A 22,801-nucleotide genomic window follows, 5' to 3' on the forward strand; every position below is an offset into this window, starting at 1 on the left:
CTAAGAAGATGAGAAACGTATTTTATTTTAAAAATAAATTAAGGTTTGCCTTGATGGCCCCTGCGCTGGCCTTCTCGCTGATGATAACATCATGCGAAAAGCAGACATTGGATGAAATAACTCCTTCAGATAGCTTAACGGAGGCAAGTGCCTTTACAACTCCTGAAAGAATAATGCTTGCCATGAACGGTGTTTACGATGCTGCTCAATCCGGTTTCTATGCCAATAATGCCGTACGTGGGTATCCTTTTGGAGCTGCTAGCATTGAGCAGGGAGATACACGGGGAGAAGATGTACTGAACGTGGCTACTTTCTATCAGATTACCTACGAAGGTACACAAACCACTTCATCGGCGAATAACCTGTATATGTGGGAGACACTGTATGCCTTAATAAACAGAGCCAACGTGGTGATAGAAGGCTTGCAGGGTGCAGCTGAGGCTGGTACTATAACTCAGGAACAAGCTGATGCTTATGTAGCAGAATGCCGTTTTCTGAGGGCACTGGCACATCATGAACTGTTAACAAATTTTGCCAGACCATACAATGAAACTCCTGATGCTTCGCATCCAGGTATTCCATATAGAACTATGCCAATAAATAGCTCTGATCGTGTGGATGAGGCAAGTGCGCAAGGGCGGAATACTGTGAAGGAAGCTTATGAACTGTTACTTCAAGATTTGGATTATGCAGAAAACAACCTTCCTGCTGAGCGTAATGAGCAAATAATCAAAGCAACCCAAGGAGCGGCTATTGCACTTAAAACAAGAGTAAAGCTGCACATGAGGGATTGGAGCGGTGTAATCACAGAAGCAGAGAAGCTTGTTTCTGGTACCACTACTTTTACAAGCCCAATTGGTGGATACAGCTTGACGGAAACGCCTGAAGGACCTTTCGCCAACGACGACAGTAACACAGAGTCTATATTCTCAATACAAAACTCCAGCAATGATAACGCTAGTGTTAACGGCTCTTTGGCAAACATGTATTCTGGAGCAAACCGTGCGCTTATAGCCATTAGCCCAATTATCTGGAATGCAGCTTTTTGGCCAGAGGACGACTTGAGAAGAACTCAGCTTACTGCTGAGTACTTTGACGGCGAAAGGTATACTACTAAGTACCGCGATCTTGCTGCTTTCTCTGATAATGCTCCGGTTATTAGATACGCAGAAGTGTTGCTGAACTACTCTGAAGCAATCACAAGAACACAAGGCGTAACTGATAAGGCATTAGCACTTCTAAATGCAGTAAGAGGAAGGGCAACAGATGCCGTTTATGCTACATCTGGTGCCACTGCACCTTACCTGAACATAAGCAGTCCTTCGGGAATGCTTATCGCTATAGGGAACGAGCGTAGAATTGAGTTCTTGGCTGAAGGCTTAAGATGGAAGGATATTCATAGAACAGCTAAGGAAGGTGACTTTGGCTTCGATGGTATACCGGCTAAAGTTTACTATAATGAGACTGTTGGTGAAGATTGGGATGCTGCAAGTGGCAGCGTAAGGGCGGAGCTTCTTAATAACATCCCGGCAAGGGATTATGAAGACAACGCTTTCTTATGGCCTATCCCAATTTCAGAGGTCAACGCTAACCCTGTGCTAGCTGGTCAGCAGAATCCAGGTTACTAATTCAACAACATATCCAAAAACCCCACCAGTCGTTTGACTGGTGGGTTTTTTGTTTTTATACTTGTTCTTATAATCCGAGAACTATGCTACTACCAAACCACAGCAGTCATATACTAGAGGCCGGAGTTGATGAAGTTGGGAGAGGGTGCCTGGCCGGGCCTGTGGTGGCTGCCGCAGTTGTCCTTCCCCCTGACTACCAACATCCGCTCCTAAACGACTCTAAAAAGCTATCCCAAAAAACAAGAGAGTTGTTGCGCGAGGACATAGTGCGAGATGCAGTGGCATGGGCGATTGGAGAGGCCTCACCAGAGGAGATAGATCAGATCAACATACTGCAAGCTACTTACCTGGCCATGCATCGCGCCATCGAAAAGCTACAACCGCAGCCAACTTACCTGCTAGTGGATGGCAACCGTTTTAAGCCATACCTGGCACTCCCGTATAGCTGTATGGTGAAGGGGGATGGAAGGTATTTATCTATTGCAGCAGCCTCTGTTATTGCAAAAACATACCGCGATGAGTTAATGTGTGGGCTGGCGGAGCAGTATAAGCAATATGGATGGGAACAAAATGCAGGCTATCCTACTAAATATCACCGGGCAGGTATTGCAGCACATGGCATCACGCCATACCACAGACTATCTTTTGCATTGTTGCCAAAGCAAACAGCGCTGTAGTAGTTCTGTGTGAGCCTTTTAATAGAAACAAGAGAAGGTATTCTTGTTTTACTTTAGCTTAATTAAGTCTAAGAAAAGACTGAAGCTATCCAGCGATGAATCGCTGCGCTCGAAGCTATCGAAAGAGAGAGGCTTTACAATGTAGCCTGAAACATTCAGGCGCTGGGCAGCCATCCTGTCCGACTCCTCATTGGATGTAGTCATGATGAAAACCGGGATATGGCTGAATTCAGGTTCACGGCGCAACTCCTCCAAAAACTCAAGCCCATTCATCTTAGGCATGTTGATGTCAAGTAGAATAACGCTAGGGGCAGGGGATATTTTAGGAACACCTTCGCCACGCAACATGCTCAGGGCCTCGCGGCCGTTACGTGCTTCATGTATAGGATGCGTAATACCAATTTTTTTTAGCTCCCGTTCCACATTCATGGTATCCAGGTAGTCGTCTTCTACCAACAGGATGTTTACTTCTCCAGAATTCATTATATCGAGGTACTTCTTGTTAATTTAAACAAAACTATGAAAAATTTTCCTCATTACCGGCGTCTTTCGGCCAGGTAAAGGTAAAAGTTGAGCCCTGCCCTAGTTGCGAGGTAACCCAAATGGTGCCTCCCTGCCATTCCACTATCTTTTTGACAATAGCCAAACCTACACCCGTACTCTCCAAAGCGTCTCTTTCCTGTAGCGTCTGGAAGATTACAAAAATACGTTCATGATACTCTGCCTCAATGCCTGGGCCATCGTCTGACACAGAGAAAACATGAAAATCATCAGTCTCATGATGGCGCACCTTAATCAAGCCATGGTCCTTGTCATGGTATTTGATAGCATTGTTTATTAGGTTGCTAAATACTTGCTGAAGCTGTATACGAATGGTTTGGAGAGTTGGTAGCCCTTCCTGCACATCTATCAAAAAACCTTGGGGCGGAGAGAGCATATCCGTTATTTCGGCCAGCAGCTGGTTAACATCTATCACCTCTTCTACCTGGCTGGTACGGCCAATGCGGGCCAAGGCAAGTATGCCATTAATCAGGTTCTCCATGCGGTGTACGCGCACACGCATCATGGTCAGGTATTCCTGCACATTAGGAGGCAAACTGCCGCTCATGTCTTCTTCTATCCAACGCGATGCCACCTCAATCCCGCGTAAAGGAGCCTTAAGATCATGCGATACAACATAGGCAAACTGATCAAGTTCTTTGTTTTTTCGGTCCAGTTCCGTGAATGTTTCATCAATGGTGGTGGACATCCGGTTGAGGGAGTGCGAGAGCTGGCTCAGTTCATCGCGGCTGGTGTCAATAATCTGCGTTTTATAATCTCCCTGCGACACTTGCTCCGCCAGCATCACCATTTTAATAATTCTATTCGAAATAAGGCGTGTAATGTAGTAAGCCCAGCTCAAGCCAAGTATGATAGACAAAACAGTAAGGAGCGTAGAAACCTGGCGGGTGTTGTTAATGCTTTTACTAAGATTTTCGCGCCGCTCTTCACGCACTTTGTATTCAGATGCATTAAATTCGCGAAAGCTGGTACGAATAGTATCCATTACTACTTTCTCAGCCAAAACCATACTATCTAGTTTTGCTTCAAACTGATGATCAAACGATAAAGAATCGTCACGCTTCAGCTGAATAAGCGGCTCCGCGTACTTTGTTTGCCATCGGTTCTGTAAATCAATAATCTGGTTGATCTTCTCGTTTTGTTCTGGAGATGTAGAAATGAATGACTTAGTTTCCTGAAACAGGCCCGGCAGTTGGTCTTTTGCCTGAATGTATGGCTGAAGAAATGTTTCGTTGCCGTTCAGCAGGTATCCCCTTAAGCCAGTTTCCATGTCAATAATGTTTCGCTGTAAGGCGGCTGAGTTACGCACTACAATCTGTGAGCGCGACACCCACTGCGTATTTTCTATCACTACCTCGGATAGGCGAAAGTTAACAATGGCCACAGCAGTAAAGAGCACTGATATCAGCACAAAGCCGGCAAAAAGTTTAACAGAAAGTTTCATGTACTAAGGCAGTAGCTATAGTTAGCGTATATAGAAGCGTAAAAAGTTTTATAAAGTTAGTGATTTAACTGCTATGGGGACAGCAATATATGTTGTGTAGCCTGGCTGCCAGAAAACCTTTGTAGGCTGATTCTATGATGATCTGGAAAATGAAAAGTATAAGATAGCATTTAACCCTAATTAGGCTACACCATACGCAAGTATAGTAGTTTTGTTATGTATGGGTTTTTGTGTACACAGCATCAGCCTTTGCTGGGCTGATGCAAGAGGCATGCATTTTATTTCGGAAGCCCTTTAAAATTACTTAATTTTGCTGCATACTTAGAACCGCTACCCTACATGGAACTTAAAAAAATTGCTCTGAATGATGTGCACGAGGCGCTTGGCGCTAAAATGGTGCCTTTCGCTGGCTACAACATGCCTGTGCGTTACTCATCTGATATAGAAGAACATAAAACAGTACGTGAGGCTGTAGGTATTTTTGATGTATCACACATGGGCGAATTCATGCTGCGCGGGCCTAAAGCCTTAGACCTGATACAGCGTGTTACCTCTAACGATGCGACAAAACTAGCAGATGGCAAAGTGCAATACTCGTGCCTGCCTAACGAAAATGGCGGCATCGTAGACGATTTGCTGGTGTACCGCCTGGCAGAAGAAGAGTATATGCTGGTAGTGAATGCCTCTAACATAGACAAAGACTGGGCTTGGGTGAGCAAGTACAACACCGAAGGCGTAGAGATGGAAAATGTGTCTGATGGCATTTCGCTTTTTGCGGTACAGGGGCCCAAAGCTGCTGAAGCCTTACAATCGCTTACCAAAATAGACCTGCCTAACATGGTATACTATACCTTCGATAAAGGTGAGTTTGCCGGTGTGCAGGATGTAATTGTATCTGCTACAGGATATACTGGTGCGGGTGGTTTTGAAATCTATGTTAAAAACGCAGATGCTAAAAAGGTATTTGAGGCGATTATGGAGGCTGGCAAGGCCTATGGCATCAAACCAATTGGCTTAGGAGCACGCGATACCCTGCGCCTGGAAATGGGCTTCTGCCTGTATGGCAACGATATAGATGATACCACTTCTCCGATAGAAGCAGGCTTAGGTTGGGTTACAAAGTTTGATAAAGACTTCACCAATGCAGCAAATTTAAAGGCTCAAAAAGAGCAGGGCGTAAACCGCAAGCTGGTTGGTTTTGAGATGATGGAAAAAGCTATACCACGCGCACATTACGAGATTGTAAATGCTGAGGGAGAGAAGATCGGCGAAGTAACGTCAGGAACTATGTCTCCTATGCTAGGCAAAGGCATTGGGTTAGGTTACGTGGCTAAAGATTACAGCAAGGCTGGCTCTGAGGTTTTTGTCAGAATTAGAAACAAAGACATGAAAGCGGAAGTGGTAAAGCTTCCTTTCTACAAAAAATAGATTCATCAACAAGACAGCAAAAGACAGAAGATAAAGACCCAAAGCGGTTAATTTCTTTTGTCTTTTGTTGTTTATCCCCGATCTGAAGTATGGCAAGTATAGATGTGTGCTTTAGCCCAGAGCTACTGCACTTATATAGTTTAGAAGGTAAGGCCGTAGTAGCCGTAGACATTCTGCGAGCCACTTCTACCATGGTGACAGCGTTTGCTGAAGGAGCCGCAAATATTTTTCCGGTGATGGAGCTGGAGGAATGCCTCAGCTTTGCCCAGCGTGGTTGCCTTACAGCAGCTGAGCGCAACGGCATAAAAGCAGAAGGCTTTGACCTGGGCAATTCCCCTTTTTCTTACATGGATGGAGCCGTAAAAGGCCGTGATATCGCTATTACTACCACTAACGGCACCCGAGCCATCCGTTTATCAGAGAAGGCGGACGAAATAGTGATAGGCGCTTTCCTAAACCTGCAGACTGTAGCAGACCACCTGATAACTTTAGGGTTAGACGTGCTCGTGGTATGTGCCGGCTGGAAAGGACAGTTTAATCTGGAGGACACGCTCTTTGCAGGAGCACTTGTGGAGCGCTTACAAAAGCACTTCTCCTATGAGTACGACAGCTCTCTGGCTGCTTTACACCTTTATCAAAACTCAAAGGCAAACCTGGTAGACTACCTGCGTCAGTCGTCGCACGTGCGCAGGCTTGAGCGCCTCGAAATCTTTAAAGACATAGAGTTCTGCCTCCGCCATGATGCGTATAATGTGCTGCCTGTGTGGCGACAGGATAGGCTGATTAACCTGAAAGTGGGAGAGCTAACAAATTAGGAACCCTGTAAGTTTGAAAAGGTGAAGTATAGATATCGTTTATACTTCACCTTTTCAAATTAACTGCCTGCTGAGAGAAGCAAAGCTTCCTAACATCCCTTTGGCTTTGCAATCTTAAATATAGGCTGCTGCAAAAGTATGCCTTCTGCACCGGGCAACATCTCTTTACAACTCGTAGCGAAGACCTCAAAACAAAGCTACCTACTTCAGTTTTTCGTTCTGCTTGTGGCGTTCGCTGTCGCGGTTTGTTTTTTTCTCCAGGTTCTTGCGCAATGCTTCAGTGAGGTCTATACCCGTTTGGTTAGCCAGGCATATCAGCACAAACAGGACATCAGCCAACTCATCTCCAAGATGCTTGCCTTCGTCGCTCTTCTTGAAAGATTGTTCCCCATATTGGCGTGAAATGATACGGGCTACTTCACCAACTTCCTCGGTAAGTATGGCCATGTTGGTAAGCTCGTTAAAATAACGAACCCCATTTTCGTTTATCCACTTATCTACAATAGCTTGTGCTTCGGTAATGGTCATATCTAAAATAGGTCCTTCTGTTTCGTGTCCATGATGATGGTAACGGGGCCGTCGTTCAGTAGCGAAACCTTCATGTCGGCACCAAATTCTCCTGTTTGTACAGGTTTGCCCAGAGCCTGCTCCATAAGTACAACGAAGCGCTCGTAAAGCGGAACAGCTACTGCTGGGGGAGCTGCATTTACATAGGATGGGCGGTTACCTTTCTTCGTGCTTGCGTACAACGTAAACTGGCTGATAAGGAGTGCATCACCCTGTACATCTTGTAAGCTCAAATTCATTTTGGCATCGGCATCCGAGAAAATCCGGAGACCGGCTATTTTGCCTGCCATCCATTTTAAATCTTCTTCTGTATCATCGGCAGTTATACCCACTAAGAGCAAAAGACCTAGACTGATCTGGCCTTTTACTTTTCCTTCAATTTCTACTGTAGCCTGTGTTACCCGCTGAATAACAACTCGCATAGTTTCTTTATTTTGGTTTAAAACAAATATAGGAGGAAGAGACCAGAGTTATACGCTTTGAGTTGATAGTTGTGCGGATTAAGGTACAACCTGTTATTGCAAACGCCATCATAGTACTCTGGATTAGAGGTTTAATTTTTACCTAAGCATGGATGGCTAAGTATAAATATAGTGACGAGGTGTATTCAAATAAGCCCACCTATAGTCCTTCTGAAGAGGGAGATTTGTAACAGTCATTTTATAGTACAGGTATTACGCTAAAGCTGACGATATCCAACCACCCCTAGCCCCTCCTTGTCTAAAGCGGGGAACCTGTAGCTGCTAAAGTTAAAGTATAAGTGTCATGGCGGGTGGTATCACGCGAACCGGTCACGACCTGTTCCTGAAAATCTTCTATACCTGGCAGATGCTCCGTCAGCCATGGCTTCCTGAACCGATTCCAGTCCTTGGGTGGGGGTAGGGGCCCTCTAAAAGAGCGTCTCGGGAGTTTCCGGTGACGAGCGCGAGCGAGGCAGCCCGAGGCACGAGGGCAGGAAAGGAAAGCAGCGCGATGCCCCAGGACGAGCCCTCGCGGGCTTGAGCGCTCCAAAGCAAAAGGTGAAACTGTAGGTGTTTGGGAGCTGGAGGATGAGCAGTAGCTAGAAAAGATAGCTTGTCTGAAGATGCATAAGCAGTTACAATGGAAGTATAAATTACAGATTTGAACTGAAACAAGTATAGTTAAGGCCAGAACCAGTATGGCTTTTCAAGCCAGCTAAGCTGGAAGCTCAACACCATTGTAGGACACGAGTTGAAAACACGCGGTAGCGGAAATGGCTATGGAAAAGTAGCTTTTTCAAGTATAGCCGAAGCAAAGCAAGTATAGCAACGGCTGTAGCAAGTATGGCTTTTAAGCCAGTCGAGTTATAAACGCAACATCATTGTGGGATGCAAGTTTGGAGACTAGCTCCATTGGGTGAGGTTAAGAAAATGCAACTAAAAAGTATAAGGGCAGCCCCTAATCCACATAACCATTATACATAATCCGCTGCACCTTCCCTTTCTCCATGTAGAAATGCAGGGTAATCGGCGCACCCTCACGGTTGGATACTACTACCTCATTCGTTGTCTGGGCAATCTTATAATCAGCTTCCTGATTTTTCAGGCGGTTCATTAGTTCAGCCTGGCTCATGCCTACGCGCAGGTTGTTACGCAGCTTAATGGCAGAACTGCGTATATCAGCCGTCTGCAAAAGCAAATCACCGGAATGGGTGGGGGCATAAAACTCCATCATAGAACCACCAAAACGGATAGTATAAATGGTGTCTGATATAGCAGGCTTGTGGCGGTTCTCAATAGCGTAGGCATCCACTGTAAAGTCAGCGTCAATACGATCGAAGTACGTGGTTAGCTCATTGCTTTGCTGGCGGTTGCCTACAAAAGGATTGCCAAGCAAGCTAATGGTAGCTGCTTCTACAGAACGACGAGTAGAGGCAGTGTCTTTCGGCTCAGAAGCAAGGCGGCGCTGGCGTGGCAAGTCTTCAGCCTCTGAACTGCTTTCGGTAGAGCAGGCAGTGGCGATAGATTGCACAAGTAACAGCAGCACGAGTAGCCGAACCGTAAGGCTGTACTTATAGCGTATACTGCTGATTGAGCGGAGAAACATGATAAACGTCGTCTATTAAAAAAGTGCAGGAAAGAACTATACATTACATACGAGTATCTGCCACCCAAAAGTTATTGCTAAACGCCTTCTATTAATTTGCTTAGGCTCGGGATAAAGTATAATTTGGCCGCAAATATGGTGAAAAATGAACACACAGCAAATAGCGCTCATCACTTATAAAAGTGCCGGTATATACACAGATGTTTCTGAGGAGGAAAACAGCAGACTATATGATTTGTTATCCCAAAAAGGATTAAATATTACACTCGAAATTTGGGACGACCCAGCGGTGGATTGGAGCAAGTATGACGTAGTCGTGCTGAAGTCTCCCTGGGATTACTTTGACAAGATTACGGCTTTCTATGCATGGCTTGATAAACTGGAGCAGTTAGGTGTACGGGTACTAAACCCGACTAGTATTGTGCGCTGGAACACAGACAAACGCTACTTGATAGAGTTACAGGAGAAGGGCGTGAGCGTGGTGCCTTCGCTGTGGCTGGAGCAGGGAGCAGCCCTGAACGTAGATGAGCTTTTTGAAAAGCTGCAGGCAGACAAAGTGATTTTAAAGCCCGCTATAAGCGGTGGCGCAAAAAATACTTTCGCGCTTACACAGGCAGAAGCCCAGGAGCAAGCCGCAAGTATAAATAACCTGCTGCAGCAGGAAAGCTTTTTGGCTCAGCCGTTTGTGCCGGAGGTGCAGGCCAATGGCGAATGGTCGTTCCTGTTCTTTAACGGTGAGTATAGCCATACGGTACTTAAAACAGCCAAGGCCGGCGATTTCAGGGTGCAGCATTTCTTTGGCGGCACAGTGCACACACCAGAACCACCGGCCCACCTCCTGCAAACCGCTCACAATATAGTTGATACCTACGCCCAAGGCTGCCTGTATGCCCGTGTAGACGGTGTGGAAGTAAACGGGCAGCTGGTATTGATGGAGCTGGAGCTGATCGAACCATTCCTTTTTATGGCCACCAACGACGGCGCTTTTGAGCGCTACTATGAAGCACTGCTGGAGCAGCTGCAGGCATCAGCCACAAGTATAGCCTAAGCCTTAGTTGGGCTATGGAAGATAAGCATAGGCACCTGCACTTCCAGCACCAGCTTTTTGGTGAGGCTGGGGTGTAGGATACTGCTGAGCAAAGAGCGCTGTTGGTTATTTACAGCAATTAGCCCAATCTGTTCCTGTGCCACAAACTGCTTTAGCGCTTCAGCTACATCATCACCTTCCAGCAGCACAAACTGAATATCCTGCTCAGATGATGTGCCGGCTTGTAGTGCTTGTTGTAGCTGCTGTAGCTTTTGGTTGTCTTTTCTCTCTGATCCTTCGGAACCAATGTGTACGCATAAAACACCCGTGTTAAGCGGTTGCAGCAGCTGCTGAAGCATCGTTATAGCTTGTGCATCTGTCTTATCAAAGTCGGTGGCATATAGCACACGGCGCAGGTTAGGCTTTGTGTGATTTTCCGGTACTGTTAAAAGCGGCACTGTGGCATTATCCACCATCTTAGTAGTGATAGTGCCAAAGAGAGTGCGAGAAAAGTCACTGTCACCTTTTGTACCCATCACGAGCAGGTCAGGTTTATACTGGGCCAGTTGGTCTGGAATTACATCTTCTGGGGAGCCATTCACAAATTGGCGTTCAATCTGGATGTTTTGTCCTTGAAGCGAAGTATACAGCTCCTCCAGCTGCTTGTACTCAGTTGATTGGTTGCGGTGCAATACCCGATCCGTTGCCTCTTCTGAACCTGGGCTTAGCGTGCTGCGGCCCGTGTTTGAGAAAGGCTCATCCAGTTCTCCATCCAATAGGTAATCTCTGAAACAGTGCAGCAGCAAAATTTCTGCTTGAGGGTAGGCAGCAGCAAGTTGCAGGGCGTATCGGCATGCGTTTATAGAGCCGGAAGTAAAATCAACAGGAATTAGTATCTTGAACATACAGGTTAGTTTAGTGCTTATAAAGTATATACGCAGTCAGCATGGCAGGGTGTTCGGTGGGTAAATCTTGTTAGCCGCCATAAAGCCAACTTTGCTGTTACTGTTACTCATGCCTTCGGTTAAGTTTAAAAAATACCTTAGTTTTGTAAACTGTAAACGCTTGCTATGCCGAAACGCATCGTATTTCTATTTTTTGGGTTTGTTATACTTGCCTCCCTGGCCTACTACGGGTTTAACCGTTTGCAGGACTCCAGAGAGGTAGTAGACCTATGGGCCTTAGTGCCGGAAGATGCTGCGCTCGTGGTGGAAACAAACAATCACCAGGCGCTGGTTGATCATTTAGAAGAGACCGAGCTTTGGCAGAGCTTTTCAGAGTTGCCCCTTGTACAGCGCCTGGAGGAGGACATTACTTACCTGGACAGTATCTCGCCCGGTAACCAGCGCCTGGAGCGGTTCCTGGACCAGAAAAACATCCTGACCTCCGTACACGTGGATGGCAAAACAGACGTAGCCTTTGTGTTTTATGTGCCCGTTACCACTGTAGGGGAGCATCGCTTTGTTAGAACCTTGGCTGAGAGCATCAACAAGAGTGATATTTTTACGGAGGAGGCGCGCGATTACCAGGGCGTATTGCTTACTGATGTCACCAATACACGCACCGGCAGAACCTTTACCTACTTTACCTATCACAACAATATCATACTTAGTGCCTCGCCTGTGTTGGTAGAGGAAATTGTGCGGCGCATAACCCGGGGCAAACCTACCTCCATAGCAGCAGCATTCAAGAACAGGAATTACCTGGAGCAGCCAGAAGTATACGCCAATGTTTTTGTAAACTACCGTGTGCTGCCTGACCTGTTAGGCCTGTTTTTGAAGAAAGATATAATGCCACAGGTGCAGTATCTGTCTACACTTTGCCAGAATGCCATGCTGGAACTGAAGCTCGATAAAAACAAGATTTTCCTGAATGGCTTTTCTACCCCCGAGAAACTAAAGAGCTCTTTACATCAGGTCATGCAGCCTAAAGCACCACAACCACTCGGGGTAAAGGCCTATATGCCCAACCGTACGGCCATTATGCTGCATTTCGGGATTCAGGAGATAGAGCGGCTCCGCCTACTCCAGCCGAATAATAACTCTACCTATGCTACAACAGTTGATAGCCTTGCCCATACGTTCAGCAGTGAAGCGGCACTGGCTTACATGGAGTCTAGCAGTATAAACCAGAGCCCGGAGAAAGTAGCTTTTGCGCACATAGGGCAGCTACAAAATAACCAAAGGCTGCTGAACAAGCTGAACGACCAGGTGGCTGAGGCACGCAAGCAAAAACCGTTTACCGAGAAGTATGGCAGCTATACCATACAGCTGCTGAACGTGCCAGAGCTTCCGGCGCAGCTCTTTGGGCGCGTTTTTAGAGGGTTTGAACAAAGTTATGTGGTGCAGGTAGATGACTATCTTTTGATTGCTGAAGAAATGGCTACGCTGCGCCACCTGCTCGATGATATTGCCGAGGAGAACGTATGGGGCAAATCTGTAGCACAGAAATCCTTTCTGGAGGAGACGCTGCAGGAAGCAAACTTCAGCCTGTACATTAATTCTGTAAATGCATGGTACATCCTGAACCGCTATGTAACAGACGAAGACAGAGATAATCTATTACAGAATGCCTCTCTGATCAAGCGCTTTTCGCAGACTAGTTTACAGTTTTCTATGGTAGAAGGCGAGTACTATACCAGTATGGTCGTGCGCAGGCCGGAACAAAGCAACAGTACCGGGCAAAATACTTTTGAGGCAGAGGAGCGTTTCTTGTTTGATAGCAGGTTAATAAGCAGACCTTTTCCAATACAGAATGCCGTAGACCGGAGCCGTGAAATTGTGGTGCAGGACTCAGCCCTGATACTGCATAACATCACCGCCACCGGCACCCGCGGATGGACCGACACGCTCAACAACGTATTGCGCACCGATATAAAGCAAATCGAGTATGGGGCTGATAAAAAGCTCCGCTATCTGTTTGCCACCTCTAACCGAATCCACGCCATCAACAACCAGGGGCAACCGCTGGACAACTTCCCTTTTAACCTGCCAGACTCCATTAGCTTACAGCACCTGGTTGTGTTTGACTACGAGAAGAACGGTGACTACCGTTTATTGGTAGATGATAACTTAGGCAACCTGTATATGTATGATCTGCAGGGAGCAGCTATACAGGGCTGGCAACCCCGCCGCATGGATTACCGGCTGGCGGCAGAGCCACAGCACTTGCGTGTGGGTGGCCGGGATGTGATTCTGGTCTTACTGGAGAATGGCTATGTCTATGCCTTAAATCGTAATGGTGAAACGTTGTCGGGCTTTCCGATCAATCTGAAGTCTCCGCTAACATCTGGGGCGATAGCAAAGGTAGGTGCAGATCTTAAACGTACCGAAATAACAGCAGTAACCCGGTATGGCAACGTGCTTACCTTTAACCTGCAAGGGCAAATAGTGAACAATGAACAGTTGCTGCGGCCAAGCAAGCGCGCCTTGTTTGAGCTGGTGCCGGAAAGCAGCAGCAGGCGCTCTTTTATTATTGTGCGGCAGGAGCAGGGAAAGGTAGCTGTGTTTGACCAGGACCTGAACGAGCTGTTTGAGAAGCGCTACGTTACTTCTGCTTCTAAAATTGTGCAGTACTTCCACTTTGGCGGCGACAATAGAATCTACGCCATTACAGAAAGGGGCCCACAGAAAACATACCTGTATGATGCAAAAGGCAATCTCATCAGCAATCGAACTTTCGAGAACGACCATCCTGTTTCTATTCAATACAACGAAACCGCCAACAGCTATACCCTTTTCCGGGTTTTCAAAAATGAACTGAAGAAACTGGAATTCAGCGTGGGAGAGTAAAAAATTAACTCAGAAGATCCTCTCACCACACTGGTAGCAGTTCACATGTCATAGTCTTTTTGCTGAAGCTATCATTCCTTTGCTATCATACATCCCTGTTCCAGGCTAAACAGATTCACAATCATGCACCTTTATACTTGTTGAAGCTGGTTATAATGCTGCCATCGGATGTTGATTAAAAGCTCCTGAACCATCCTTTGCGGTAAAAGAAGTATAACTGGAAAATAATGAGGGTGGCCATAAGGCTTATCAGGATCGGATAAGCATAAGGTTCATAAAGCTCGGGCATGTTATAAGGCAGCACACGTCCTGTTTCGGGGTCTTCGCGGGAGAAGTTCATACCATACAAGCCAACTATAAAGCTGAGCGGAATAAAAATACTGGAGATGATGGTAAGCACTTTCATGATCTCGTTCATGCGGTTGCTCACCGTAGACATGTGCAGGTCCACCAAGCTGGAAGCCATTTCTTTATGGTTGTCGATCAGGTCAATTAGCTGGATGGTGTGGTCGTAGGCATCGCGGAAGTATGCCTTCAGGCTCTCTGGAATTACGTCTTCATCCATGCGCAGCAGCTCTGTCATCTTATCGCGTTCCGGCCAGGCAATGCGGCGTAGCTTCACCAGTTCGCTCTTCAGGTCCAGAATGATAGTCAGGTTGTCTCGGGATGACTGCAAAAGTACCTGTTGCTCTATGTCCTCGATGTAGTCGCCCATGTCGGCCACTACCGGGAAGTAATAATCCAGCACCACGTCCATCATAGCATAGGCCATGTACATGGTTGGGCGCTTTCTAATCACACCTTTGCCTATTCGTATGCGCTCCCGAAGCGGATCCAGGCAGTCTTCATAGTCGCTTTGCAGGCTAATAACATAATTCGGCCCGGTAAAAAGTGACAGTTGCACATCCTCCAGTGTTTTGTTTTCTGAAGACCAGCGGAGCATACGTGAAATCATAAACAGGCGGTTTTTATCAAACTGCTCTACTTTGGGGCGCTGGTAGTCATTCACCACATCCTCCATCTGTAGCGGATGCAGGTTAAAATCCAAGGCAAGCTGCTCCAGCATAGTTTGGTCACCGTACCCTCTGATATCGATCCAGTGTCGGGCATCAGGTCTGGAGGTGACGCGTTGCAGCAGCTCCTTGTAAGTTTTCAGTTCCAGCTCTTCATAGAAGTCTTCACTGAACGACATCAGGAAAAAGCGAGGGGCAAAAGCTTCGAAGGGTATGAACAAAGAGCCGGGTTTGATGCCCGCCTTACGTTCCAGAATTTTACTGCGTGTACGTCGGTGCTTGCGCTTAGCCATCTGATAAAGTTAAAAAGTTAGAAAGTAGAGAGGTTAAAGAGTAGCGTTCAAGTCAGTCAACTCTTCAACTGTAACATCTTCCATTTCCTCTAGTTTTAAAATGATTTCCTCCTGAAGGCTCTTTCGTACTTCCAGCGTCAACCGGCAATCAAGTTCAAAATGCTGGTCTTTCACTGTCAGGTCATATTCCTTTACCAGGCTCATTACGTCGTTCATCTGGGGGTAAGCGTAGTGCGCCTGTAGTAAAACTGTTTCGTGGCCTTCTACGATAGTTGCCTGTGCCAAGGCATCCGCAGCAGCAACTTTATAAGCGTTGATCAGTCCGCTAACTCCTAACTTGGTGCCCCCAAAGTAGCGTACTACTACAATCAGGACATTACTAAGCGCTGTAGAACGGATCTGCCCAAGTATAGGATCGCCGGCAGAGTGGTTCGGCTCCCCATCGTCGTTAGCACGGTAGCGGCTTTGGTCGGCACCCAATACATAGGCGTAGCAATGATGGCGTGCATCGTAATACTTCTTTCTGAGCTCAGCCAGGGTATCCTTCACCTCCTCTTCGGTGTACACTGGGTACGCAAGCGCTATAAACTTGCTGCCTTTTTCTTTGTATAAACCCTCCGCGGGTGCTTCAATGGTTCTGTAAGTATCTTCCATAGTGGCTGCTGCTGGCATTTCGCAAGTTAGCCAATGCCCGGCAAGGGTAAAAATTATAGTATATCTCTAAAATGAGTTACTTTTGTAACCAGACTAATAGCTAAACTTTTGCCTGCCAATCCATACCTGCTTTCCTTCCACCATGTGGGTAGCCCAGACATCGGCTATATCACCAGCACGCAATTAGCTGAGAATATACCTTTTACCATAAAGCGTGTGTTCTGGACGCAAGATACACCTCCGGGAGTGATGCGAGGGCAGCATGCTAACATGGCTACAGAAGAGGTGCTGATAGCTATGAGTGGAAGTATAAAAGTGCTGGCAGACACTGGGCATGAGGTACAGGAGTTTGAGCTGACACACCCTCAGCAGGGGCTATACGTGCCTGCCATGTGTTGGATTGAATTGGAGTTTTCTGAAGGAGCTGCGGCCCTCTGCCTCACCTCCACAGATTTCAGCGAAAAAGATTACATCCGCGATTACGACTATTTCAAAAAACTGGCTACACACCTGGCTCTATAAACTCCACGCGCATGCAGCCAGTCCCATACTTTGCATTCAGAGATTTTCCGGCAGGCCTGGAGATGCAGGTGCAGCAGGCGCTACTAGCTGCCGTGGCCGGGAAGCAGTATGTACTGGGGCCGCAGGTGCAGGCGTTTGAAAATGAGTTTGCCGCCTATATAGGAGGGGGTGCCGTAGTAGGAGTGGGCAACGGGTATGATGCCCTTGTAATTGCCCTTAAAGCTAGCGGAGTGGGTGCAGGAGACGAGGTGATAGTGCCAGTCAATACCTTTATTGCCACCATCAACGCTGTGCTACAGGTAGGGGCAAAGCCTGTTTTAGCAGAGCCGGATATTTATACTTACAACCTCACTGCGGAAAGCACCGCAAAACACATCACACCTAAAACCAAAGCCGTTATAGCGGTGCATTTATATGGGCAGGTATGTGCTATGGAGCCACTGCAGCAACTGGCACAAGAGAGTAATCTACTCCTGCTGGAAGATGCTGCCCAGGCGCACGGAGCAACGTATAAAGATCAGTTTGCTGGCAGTTTAGGGCATGGTGCTGCTTTTAGCTTTTACCCCACCAAGAACCTGGGTGCTTTAGGCGATGCCGGAGCTGTGGTAACACCAGATGCTGCCAAAGCAGATTTTGCCCGCAAGTACCGCAATTACGGCGAGGCGCAGAAGTATAACTCAGAGCAGATCGGTATTAATTCGCGCCTGGACGAGCTGCAGGCTGCAGTTTTACGGGTTAAGCTACAGCAACTGCAGGCCATGAACGCAGAACGGCAGCGACTGGCACAAGTATACTTGCGGGAACTTAAGCAAGTGGGCGATTTTATACTTCCTTTTAGCGCACCTGATTGCGGGCACGTCTATCACATCTTCAATATCCGGACAAAACACAGAGGCCAGCTACAGGCATGGCTACGGGAGCAGGGTATAGCTACGGCCATACATTATCCTGTGCCGGTGCATCTTCAGCAGGCGTATGCTACTCTGGGGTATAAGCAGGGCGATTTTCCTGTTGCGGAAGAGTTGGCAAATACCAGCTTAAGCTTACCCCTTTTCCCCGGGCTGACTGCGGCAGAGCAGGAGCGGGTGATAACTGCTATAAAAGCTTTCTTTAGAGATAGCTTATAGCTTCTGCTGCACAAGGCTTTACGGCTGGCTGGGTTTAAGTAGGCTGTTGCCATTTCATCAATTAAGTTTTCACCTCTGGAGGTATCGTAGGGATAGGTCGTAACCTGTCCCTACAGAAGCTGTACTCCAAAGAAGCGAAAGCAGTAGCTATCTAAACTGATCCCAGTCTTTCCGTTGAGCGCCTTGCAGGTTTCCGGTGCCGCGCGAGCGGCAGCCGTTAGGCAGGAAGGCTACACAGCGCGATGCGGTTATCGAGCTATGGCAGGCTTGAGCGCTCCAGAGTATAAAGTGAAACACTAGGAGTTTGGGAACTGGAGGATGAACAGAAGCGAGAAAGGATAGCTTGTTTAAAACCACAGCAAGCTGTAGCTATGGAAGTATGGCCATAGCAAGTATAGCCAAGGCTAATGCAAGTATGGCTCTGCGAGCCAGTAGAGCTGGAAGCTCTACACCATAATAGGGACTAGCTGCAAGCTAGCGGCAGCGGGAAAAGGAAGCCAATGCAAGTATAAACTGCACCAAGTATAGCAAGAGCTGTAGGATGTGTGGCTTTTCAAGCCTTTGAGTTACAAATTCTATACTATCGTAGGGCACATGTCTAACGACTTGCGCCAGCGAAGAACAGCCAGAAAGAAAGGCTGGAACAGTAACTATAACTCAAACTGACATATTAAAGCTGCTGTAGCAACTCCTTTACAAATGCCTTTATAGACAACGTAGGCAAAATAATCATTACCTTCGTCCATGAGCCAGCAGCCCCTCGTATCTATCATCTGCCTCTGCTATAACCACGAGCGCTTTCTGCGTGCAGCCTTAGATTCTGTACTAGCTCAAACGTATCCCAATCTGGAAATTATCATTGTGGATGATTGCAGCACCGATGGTAGTGAGGGTGTCATACAGGAATACCTGCACAAATACCCTCAGCTATACTTTATCAGCACAGGCCATAACAGAGGAAACACAGCGGCATTCAACATTGGCTGGCGCGCGAGCCACGGGCAGTTTATACTTGATTTTGCAACAGATGATGTGCTGCTGCCAGAACGCGTGGCACAGCAGGTGCAGCACTTCCAAAGCCTTGGCCCCGCTTATGGTGTGATTTACTCCGATGCCGAATACATCTCTGACGATTCAGTGCATTTATACTTACACAGCAGCAAGTATAAACCAGCACCGGACGGCAATGTGTTCACTGACGTGCTGCAACGGTACTTTATCTGTCCGCCTACCATGCTGATCCGGCGTGAAGTGTTTGAGTACCTGGGCGGGTATGATGAATCTTTGGCCTACGAGGATTTCGACTTTTGGGTGAGGTCGGCACGCAGGTTTAAGTATGCTTACCTGCCACAGGTTACTACCCGCAGGCGGCTGCATAACCGCTCACTGTCAAGCGCTTGGTATGCAAAAGGCAACCAATTACTGGCCTCCACTGTTGTAGTATGTGAGAAGGCTGCAACGCTGATCGCAGAAACAAACGAACGAGAGGCGCTTGCCAGTCGGCTTAAGTACGAAGCACGGCACGCTTACCTCACAGGAAACCGAAAGGAGGCTGATCGCTTCCTGGAGTTGTTGCAGCAGGTAGCAGAAACACCAGTGCTATATCGGCTTATAAGCACTTTAAACAAGTATAAAATAGACTTGGGTTTCCTGCGGACGTTATACTATAAGTGGCGTTATAGGTCTTAATTTCCTCCCTTTTTTCTTGGCAGAAGCAATTTGTTTAATTGCACTGCAAACATTAGCAATTATATTCGTAGACTATAATTTAAGGCTTAAACACAATCATAGTAAGCCTTTTTGTTTCCATTTGTTGCCAGTTCTGGTTACAATATTGGTATTAATAAGTATATTTGGCACTCAATTAAACAACAACAATATGATTACAGCAGCACTCGCCTCTCGTGCAGAAGTCATTAAATGGATGGAAAGCTTCGTGAGCGAAAAGCTCTCCGAGTTTCTTAAAACGGTAGAGGATAGCTGGCAGCCTGCGGATCTTTTACCTGATGCTACCATGGATACTTTCCTGGATGAGATAAAGGATTTACGTGAGCGTGCTCGCGATCTGAGCTACGATTTAATGGCTGTTTTAGTAGGTGATACCATCACTGAAGAAGCACTCCCGACATACGAAAGCTGGCTGATGACCATAGACGGACTTCCGCAGGACCCGAACGGGCCCTGGATGAAGTGGAACCGAGGATGGACAGCCGAAGAGAACCGCCATGGCGATGCCTTAAACCGCTACCTATACTTGAGCGGCCGCATCAACATGCGCGAAATGGAAGCATCAACTCAATACCTTATTGCGGATGGCTTCGACCTGCAGACGGATAGCGACCCATATCGCTCTTTTGTTTATACTAGTTTCCAGGAAACAGCTACTAATATTTCGCACCGCCGTGTGGCCCAGATTGCCAAGCGCCAGGGCGACTTGCAGCTGGCTAAGCTTTGTGGCCATGTAGCTGCAGACGAGGCGCGCCACGCAAAAGCCTACAAAGCTTTTGTTAGCAAAATATTTGAAGCTGACCCGAACGAGATGATGCTTGCCTTTGAAGACATGATGCGTAAGAAGATCGTTATGCCTGCGCATTACATGCGTGAGTTAGGTGTAGACCTGGGTAAGACCTTCGGCCACTTCACGGATGCTGCCCAACGCATTGGTGTTTATACCTCTGCAGATTATACTGATATTTTGGAAGGCCTTATTGATGAGTGGAAAATTGAAACACTAACTGGTTTGAACGAAGCCGGCGAGCGTGCCCGTGATTATGTAATGGCTTTGCCTGTACGCCTGAAGCGTGTGGCTGAACGTATGAAGGTACCATCGCTGGAGTACAAGTTCCGTTGGATTGCTTAAGCAGTAGAAGGTACAAAAATACAAAGGGTGAATCAGGAGACTGGTTCACCCTTTTTTCTTTATCAGGATTTGCAGGATGTAAAAAGATGAGCAGGATTAACGCAATCAAGAGCACAGTCGTCTTGTCAGGAACTAGCTGACAAGTTGCCCGCACAGTTAGCAGCTATCAAACCTGATGCATGCCAGTACATCCTGAAGTCATCTCTCAATCCATTGCATTCAATTTCTAATCCTGATGCAGCTAATTAATCCTGCACTTTCACACCTTTCCAGAACGCCACATAGTTCTTGATTTCTTTAGCGGCATCTCTTGGATTGGGATAATACCAGGCAGCATCCTGGTTAGAATCGCCGTTTATATTCAGGTGATAATAGGAAGCTTCACCTTTCCAGGGGCAGGAAGTATGCTTGTTGCTATCCTCAAAGTACGCCTTGTTAATGCTGTCGGGCGGAAAATATTGATTACCTTCTATTTCAATGGTGTCATTGCTATCGGCAATCACTGTGTTATTCCATATCGCTTTCATACTTATTTACGTTTTAAAGATGACCGTTATATGATGTTCTACTTTGTCTATAAAGTATAAGTTATATAGCACGCGAGATGGTTTGCTGTGTGCAGAACAATGTGCCGGCTCATCTTGTTATACCACGAAACCCCCAATATAAATGGCATTAGGATACAGATTTTCAGATTTCATACCCCCGCAGGATGATAAGCCCGGCTTTGAATCTTTGCTGGAAATATTTTTACAACTGGTAACTATTACTTCCGGAGATGCGAACGAAGCCCTCAACTGGCTTAGCTCACTGGACAAGCAGTATAAAATAACCAACGACGAGTATGGCATAGGGGATTTTATCGAAGACCTGAGAAAGAAAGGATATCTAGACGATGACCCGGAGCGAAAAGGAGGTTTGAGCCTGACAGCTAAAAGTGAGCAGAGCATTCGGAAGAGTGCTTTAGAGGAGATTTTCGGCAAGTTGAAAAAAGGGGGCAAAGGCAGCCATGCTACCCCTCATACCGGCACCGGCGACGAAGCCAGCACCGACCGCCGCGAGTATCGCTTCGGCGACTCAATAGAGCAAATTTCCATGACGGACTCGCTGCGTAACGCCCAAATAAATCATGGCATTGGCGATCTGCGCCTGACGGAGCAGGATCTGGAGGTAAACGAGACAGAGCACAAGACACAGGCGGCTACTGTGCTGATGATCGATATCTCACACTCCATGATTCTTTACGGCGAAGACCGCATTACACCAGCCAAAAAAGTAGGCATGGCACTGGCGGAGCTTATCCGGCAGAAGTACCCAAAGGATACGCTGGATGTGATCGTATTTGGAAACGATGCCTGGCAGATAGAAGTGAAAGACCTGCCTTACCTGGAGGTGGGGCCATACCATACAAATACCGTAGCTGGCCTAGAGCTGGCACTGGACATTCTGCGGAAACGCAAGACGCCAAACAAGCAAATATTCATGATTACCGATGGCAAGCCAACCTGCCTGAAAGAAGGATTGCGCTACTACAAAAACAGCTTTGGGCTGGATAGAAAAGTAGTAAACAAAACCTTGAATTTGGCTGCACAGTGCCGTCGGCTCAAGATTCCGGTTACTACTTTTATGATTGCATCAGACCCATACTTGCAGGCTTTTGTAGATGAGTTCACTAAAGTGAATAATGGGCAGGCGTACTACAGCAGCTTAAAAGGATTAGGGCACCTGGTGTTCAGAGATTATCGCCAAAACCGTAAAAAGAATTTTTAACACATTGGCTGTTCTGTTACTAAGCATTTAGGTATGAAACCAAGTATAACAGCGACGCTATTACCTCACCTCCTGGTGCAAATTACGCTGGTTCTGCTGGCATCGGGCGGCGCTATTTTGTACTCTTTTACAGAAGTGCCCGGTATGGTTTTGATAGCAGTGTTTGTACTGTTTCAGGTAGGTACATATGCAGCCATACGCATAGGTAGTAGTGTGGTGCAGGAGAGGCAGGCGCGTTGGCTGCAAGCTTTGCAGCAGCTGGTTTCGTCTTTGTTTATCGTGTTGCTGCTTACCATACTGGCCGTTATACTCTGGAGCCTGTTTGAGTATAGTATCTGGCACATGTCCGGCAACGGCGGTAGCAGTTATACTTTTTACCTGGAGCATGTGGTGGTGTCGCTGGTGCCGCAAGTGGTAAACGTGTTGCTTTTAGGAGAAGCGCTTCGTGTGGCGTTTGGATGGTTCCGGAGCAGGTTTGGGAATGGCCGGCGCCTTACTACTTCCGACTAAAACCTGCTGCCGCCGTACAAAACAATAAAATTTTAAATTGAATTTAT

The 22,801-nt window shown here is 46.9% G+C and carries 21 protein-coding genes; 12 read left to right on the forward strand and 9 right to left on the reverse strand.

The genetic code is table 11. The features are described 5' to 3' along the window. Both ACFQ2O_RS08355 and ACFQ2O_RS08360 read left to right on the forward strand, forming a co-directional pair. Positions 1-1,628: RagB/SusD family nutrient uptake outer membrane protein (locus tag ACFQ2O_RS08355; RefSeq protein ID WP_377525576.1), on the forward strand; the 1,628-nt coding region annotated here is incomplete at its 5' end. An 83-nt stretch (positions 1,629-1,711) separates the two neighbouring features. Next, positions 1,712-2,305: a ribonuclease HII gene (locus ACFQ2O_RS08360; protein WP_377525579.1), complete on the forward strand. Its 594-nt coding sequence runs from the start codon at positions 1,712-1,714 to the stop codon at positions 2,303-2,305. A gap of 48 nt (positions 2,306-2,353) precedes the next feature. On the opposite strand, the gene ACFQ2O_RS08365 is transcribed toward ACFQ2O_RS08360, so the two are convergent. Together ACFQ2O_RS08365 and ACFQ2O_RS08370 are read right to left on the reverse strand one after the other, a co-directional pair. Beyond that, entirely contained in the window at positions 2,354-2,788 is a 435-nt protein-coding gene (locus tag ACFQ2O_RS08365; protein WP_377525582.1) for a response regulator, read from the reverse strand. A 34-nt stretch (positions 2,789-2,822) separates the two neighbouring features. After that, positions 2,823-4,310 carry a CHASE3 domain-containing protein gene (locus ACFQ2O_RS08370; protein WP_377525585.1) on the reverse strand — a complete coding sequence of 496 codons (1,488 nt, stop codon included), beginning with the start codon at positions 4,308-4,310 and terminating at the stop codon, positions 2,823-2,825. A gap of 339 nt (positions 4,311-4,649) precedes the next feature. Here ACFQ2O_RS08370 and gcvT point away from each other — a divergent pair, with 339 nt between their 5' ends. Together gcvT and ACFQ2O_RS08380 are read left to right on the forward strand one after the other, a co-directional pair. After that, on the forward strand, positions 4,650-5,738 hold the full coding sequence (gcvT, locus tag ACFQ2O_RS08375; RefSeq protein ID WP_377525589.1) for a glycine cleavage system aminomethyltransferase GcvT: 1,089 nt from the start codon (positions 4,650-4,652) through the stop codon (positions 5,736-5,738). A gap of 89 nt (positions 5,739-5,827) precedes the next feature. Then, positions 5,828-6,553 carry a 2-phosphosulfolactate phosphatase gene (locus tag ACFQ2O_RS08380; protein ID WP_377525592.1) on the forward strand — a complete coding sequence of 242 codons (726 nt, stop codon included), beginning with the start codon at positions 5,828-5,830 and terminating at the stop codon, positions 6,551-6,553. A 201-nt stretch (positions 6,554-6,754) separates the two neighbouring features. Here the strand turns inward: ACFQ2O_RS08380 and ACFQ2O_RS08385 are convergent, their stop codons facing one another. The 3 genes from ACFQ2O_RS08385 to ACFQ2O_RS08395 form a co-directional block, all read right to left on the reverse strand. Then, on the reverse strand, positions 6,755-7,081 hold the full coding sequence (locus tag ACFQ2O_RS08385; RefSeq protein ID WP_377525595.1) for a nucleotide pyrophosphohydrolase: 327 nt from the start codon (positions 7,079-7,081) through the stop codon (positions 6,755-6,757). A 2-nt stretch (positions 7,082-7,083) separates the two neighbouring features. Beyond that, entirely contained in the window at positions 7,084-7,542 is a 459-nt protein-coding gene (gene dtd / locus ACFQ2O_RS08390) for a D-aminoacyl-tRNA deacylase (protein ID WP_377525598.1), read from the reverse strand. Between the two features lie 997 nt (positions 7,543-8,539). After that, the gene (locus ACFQ2O_RS08395; protein ID WP_377525601.1) at positions 8,540-9,187 is read right to left on the reverse strand and encodes a hypothetical protein; all 648 of its coding nucleotides are present in this window, start codon (positions 9,185-9,187) and stop codon (positions 8,540-8,542) included. A gap of 145 nt (positions 9,188-9,332) precedes the next feature. On the opposite strand from ACFQ2O_RS08395, the gene ACFQ2O_RS08400 reads away from it, so the two are divergent. Further along, positions 9,333-10,235: an ATP-grasp domain-containing protein gene (locus tag ACFQ2O_RS08400; protein WP_377525605.1), complete on the forward strand. Its 903-nt coding sequence runs from the start codon at positions 9,333-9,335 to the stop codon at positions 10,233-10,235. Here ACFQ2O_RS08400 and ACFQ2O_RS08405 read toward each other — a convergent pair. Then, the gene (locus ACFQ2O_RS08405; protein WP_377525609.1) at positions 10,232-11,119 is read right to left on the reverse strand and encodes a universal stress protein; all 888 of its coding nucleotides are present in this window, start codon (positions 11,117-11,119) and stop codon (positions 10,232-10,234) included. The two genes, ACFQ2O_RS08400 and ACFQ2O_RS08405, sit on opposite strands and share 4 nt — an antisense overlap. A 165-nt stretch (positions 11,120-11,284) precedes the next feature. Here ACFQ2O_RS08405 and ACFQ2O_RS08410 point away from each other — a divergent pair, with 165 nt between their 5' ends. After that, entirely contained in the window at positions 11,285-14,005 is a 2,721-nt protein-coding gene (locus ACFQ2O_RS08410; RefSeq protein WP_377525612.1) for a hypothetical protein, read from the forward strand. 175 nt (positions 14,006-14,180) lie between these two features. Here ACFQ2O_RS08410 and corA read toward each other — a convergent pair whose 3' ends face one another. Both corA and ACFQ2O_RS08420 read right to left on the reverse strand, forming a co-directional pair. Beyond that, the gene (corA, locus tag ACFQ2O_RS08415) at positions 14,181-15,311 is read right to left on the reverse strand and encodes a magnesium/cobalt transporter CorA (protein ID WP_377525615.1); all 1,131 of its coding nucleotides are present in this window, start codon (positions 15,309-15,311) and stop codon (positions 14,181-14,183) included. Between the two features lie 33 nt (positions 15,312-15,344). Further along, positions 15,345-15,965 (reverse strand): IMPACT family protein, encoded by a 621-nt coding sequence (locus ACFQ2O_RS08420; protein WP_377525618.1) that lies wholly within the window; start codon positions 15,963-15,965, stop codon positions 15,345-15,347. A 108-nt stretch (positions 15,966-16,073) separates the two neighbouring features. Between ACFQ2O_RS08420 and ACFQ2O_RS08425 the strand changes: the two genes are divergently transcribed. The 4 genes from ACFQ2O_RS08425 to ACFQ2O_RS08440 all read left to right on the forward strand — a co-directional run bounded on the left by ACFQ2O_RS08425 (position 16,074) and on the right by ACFQ2O_RS08440 (position 20,474). Beyond that, positions 16,074-16,487, forward strand: coding sequence for a sugar 3,4-ketoisomerase (locus ACFQ2O_RS08425; RefSeq protein ID WP_377525621.1), 414 nt, complete (start codon positions 16,074-16,076; stop codon positions 16,485-16,487). 11 nt (positions 16,488-16,498) lie between these two features. Further along, complete coding sequence (locus ACFQ2O_RS08430; RefSeq protein ID WP_377525624.1) at positions 16,499-17,614, forward strand: DegT/DnrJ/EryC1/StrS family aminotransferase; 1,116 nt, start codon at positions 16,499-16,501, stop codon at positions 17,612-17,614. 744 nt (positions 17,615-18,358) lie between these two features. Then, entirely contained in the window at positions 18,359-19,303 is a 945-nt protein-coding gene (locus ACFQ2O_RS08435; protein ID WP_377525627.1) for a glycosyltransferase, read from the forward strand. A gap of 190 nt (positions 19,304-19,493) precedes the next feature. After that, positions 19,494-20,474 carry an acyl-ACP desaturase gene (locus ACFQ2O_RS08440; RefSeq protein ID WP_377525630.1) on the forward strand — a complete coding sequence of 327 codons (981 nt, stop codon included), beginning with the start codon at positions 19,494-19,496 and terminating at the stop codon, positions 20,472-20,474. A 245-nt stretch (positions 20,475-20,719) separates the two neighbouring features. On the opposite strand, the gene ACFQ2O_RS08445 is transcribed toward ACFQ2O_RS08440, so the two are convergent. Then, positions 20,720-21,001 (reverse strand): DUF427 domain-containing protein, encoded by a 282-nt coding sequence (locus ACFQ2O_RS08445; protein ID WP_377525633.1) that lies wholly within the window; start codon positions 20,999-21,001, stop codon positions 20,720-20,722. Positions 21,002-21,143: 142 nt separating this feature from the next. Between ACFQ2O_RS08445 and ACFQ2O_RS08450 the strand changes: the two genes are divergently transcribed. Beyond that, positions 21,144-22,244, forward strand: a complete 1,101-nt coding sequence (locus tag ACFQ2O_RS08450) for a vWA domain-containing protein (RefSeq protein WP_377525636.1) — start codon at positions 21,144-21,146, stop codon at positions 22,242-22,244. A gap of 33 nt (positions 22,245-22,277) precedes the next feature. Beyond that, positions 22,278-22,754, forward strand: coding sequence for a hypothetical protein (locus tag ACFQ2O_RS08455; protein ID WP_377525640.1), 477 nt, complete (start codon positions 22,278-22,280; stop codon positions 22,752-22,754). Positions 22,755-22,801: the final 47 nt, after the last annotated feature.

Source organism: Pontibacter rugosus (assembly GCF_042678745.1).
Classification (GTDB): Bacteria; Bacteroidota; Bacteroidia; order Cytophagales; family Hymenobacteraceae; genus Pontibacter; species Pontibacter rugosus.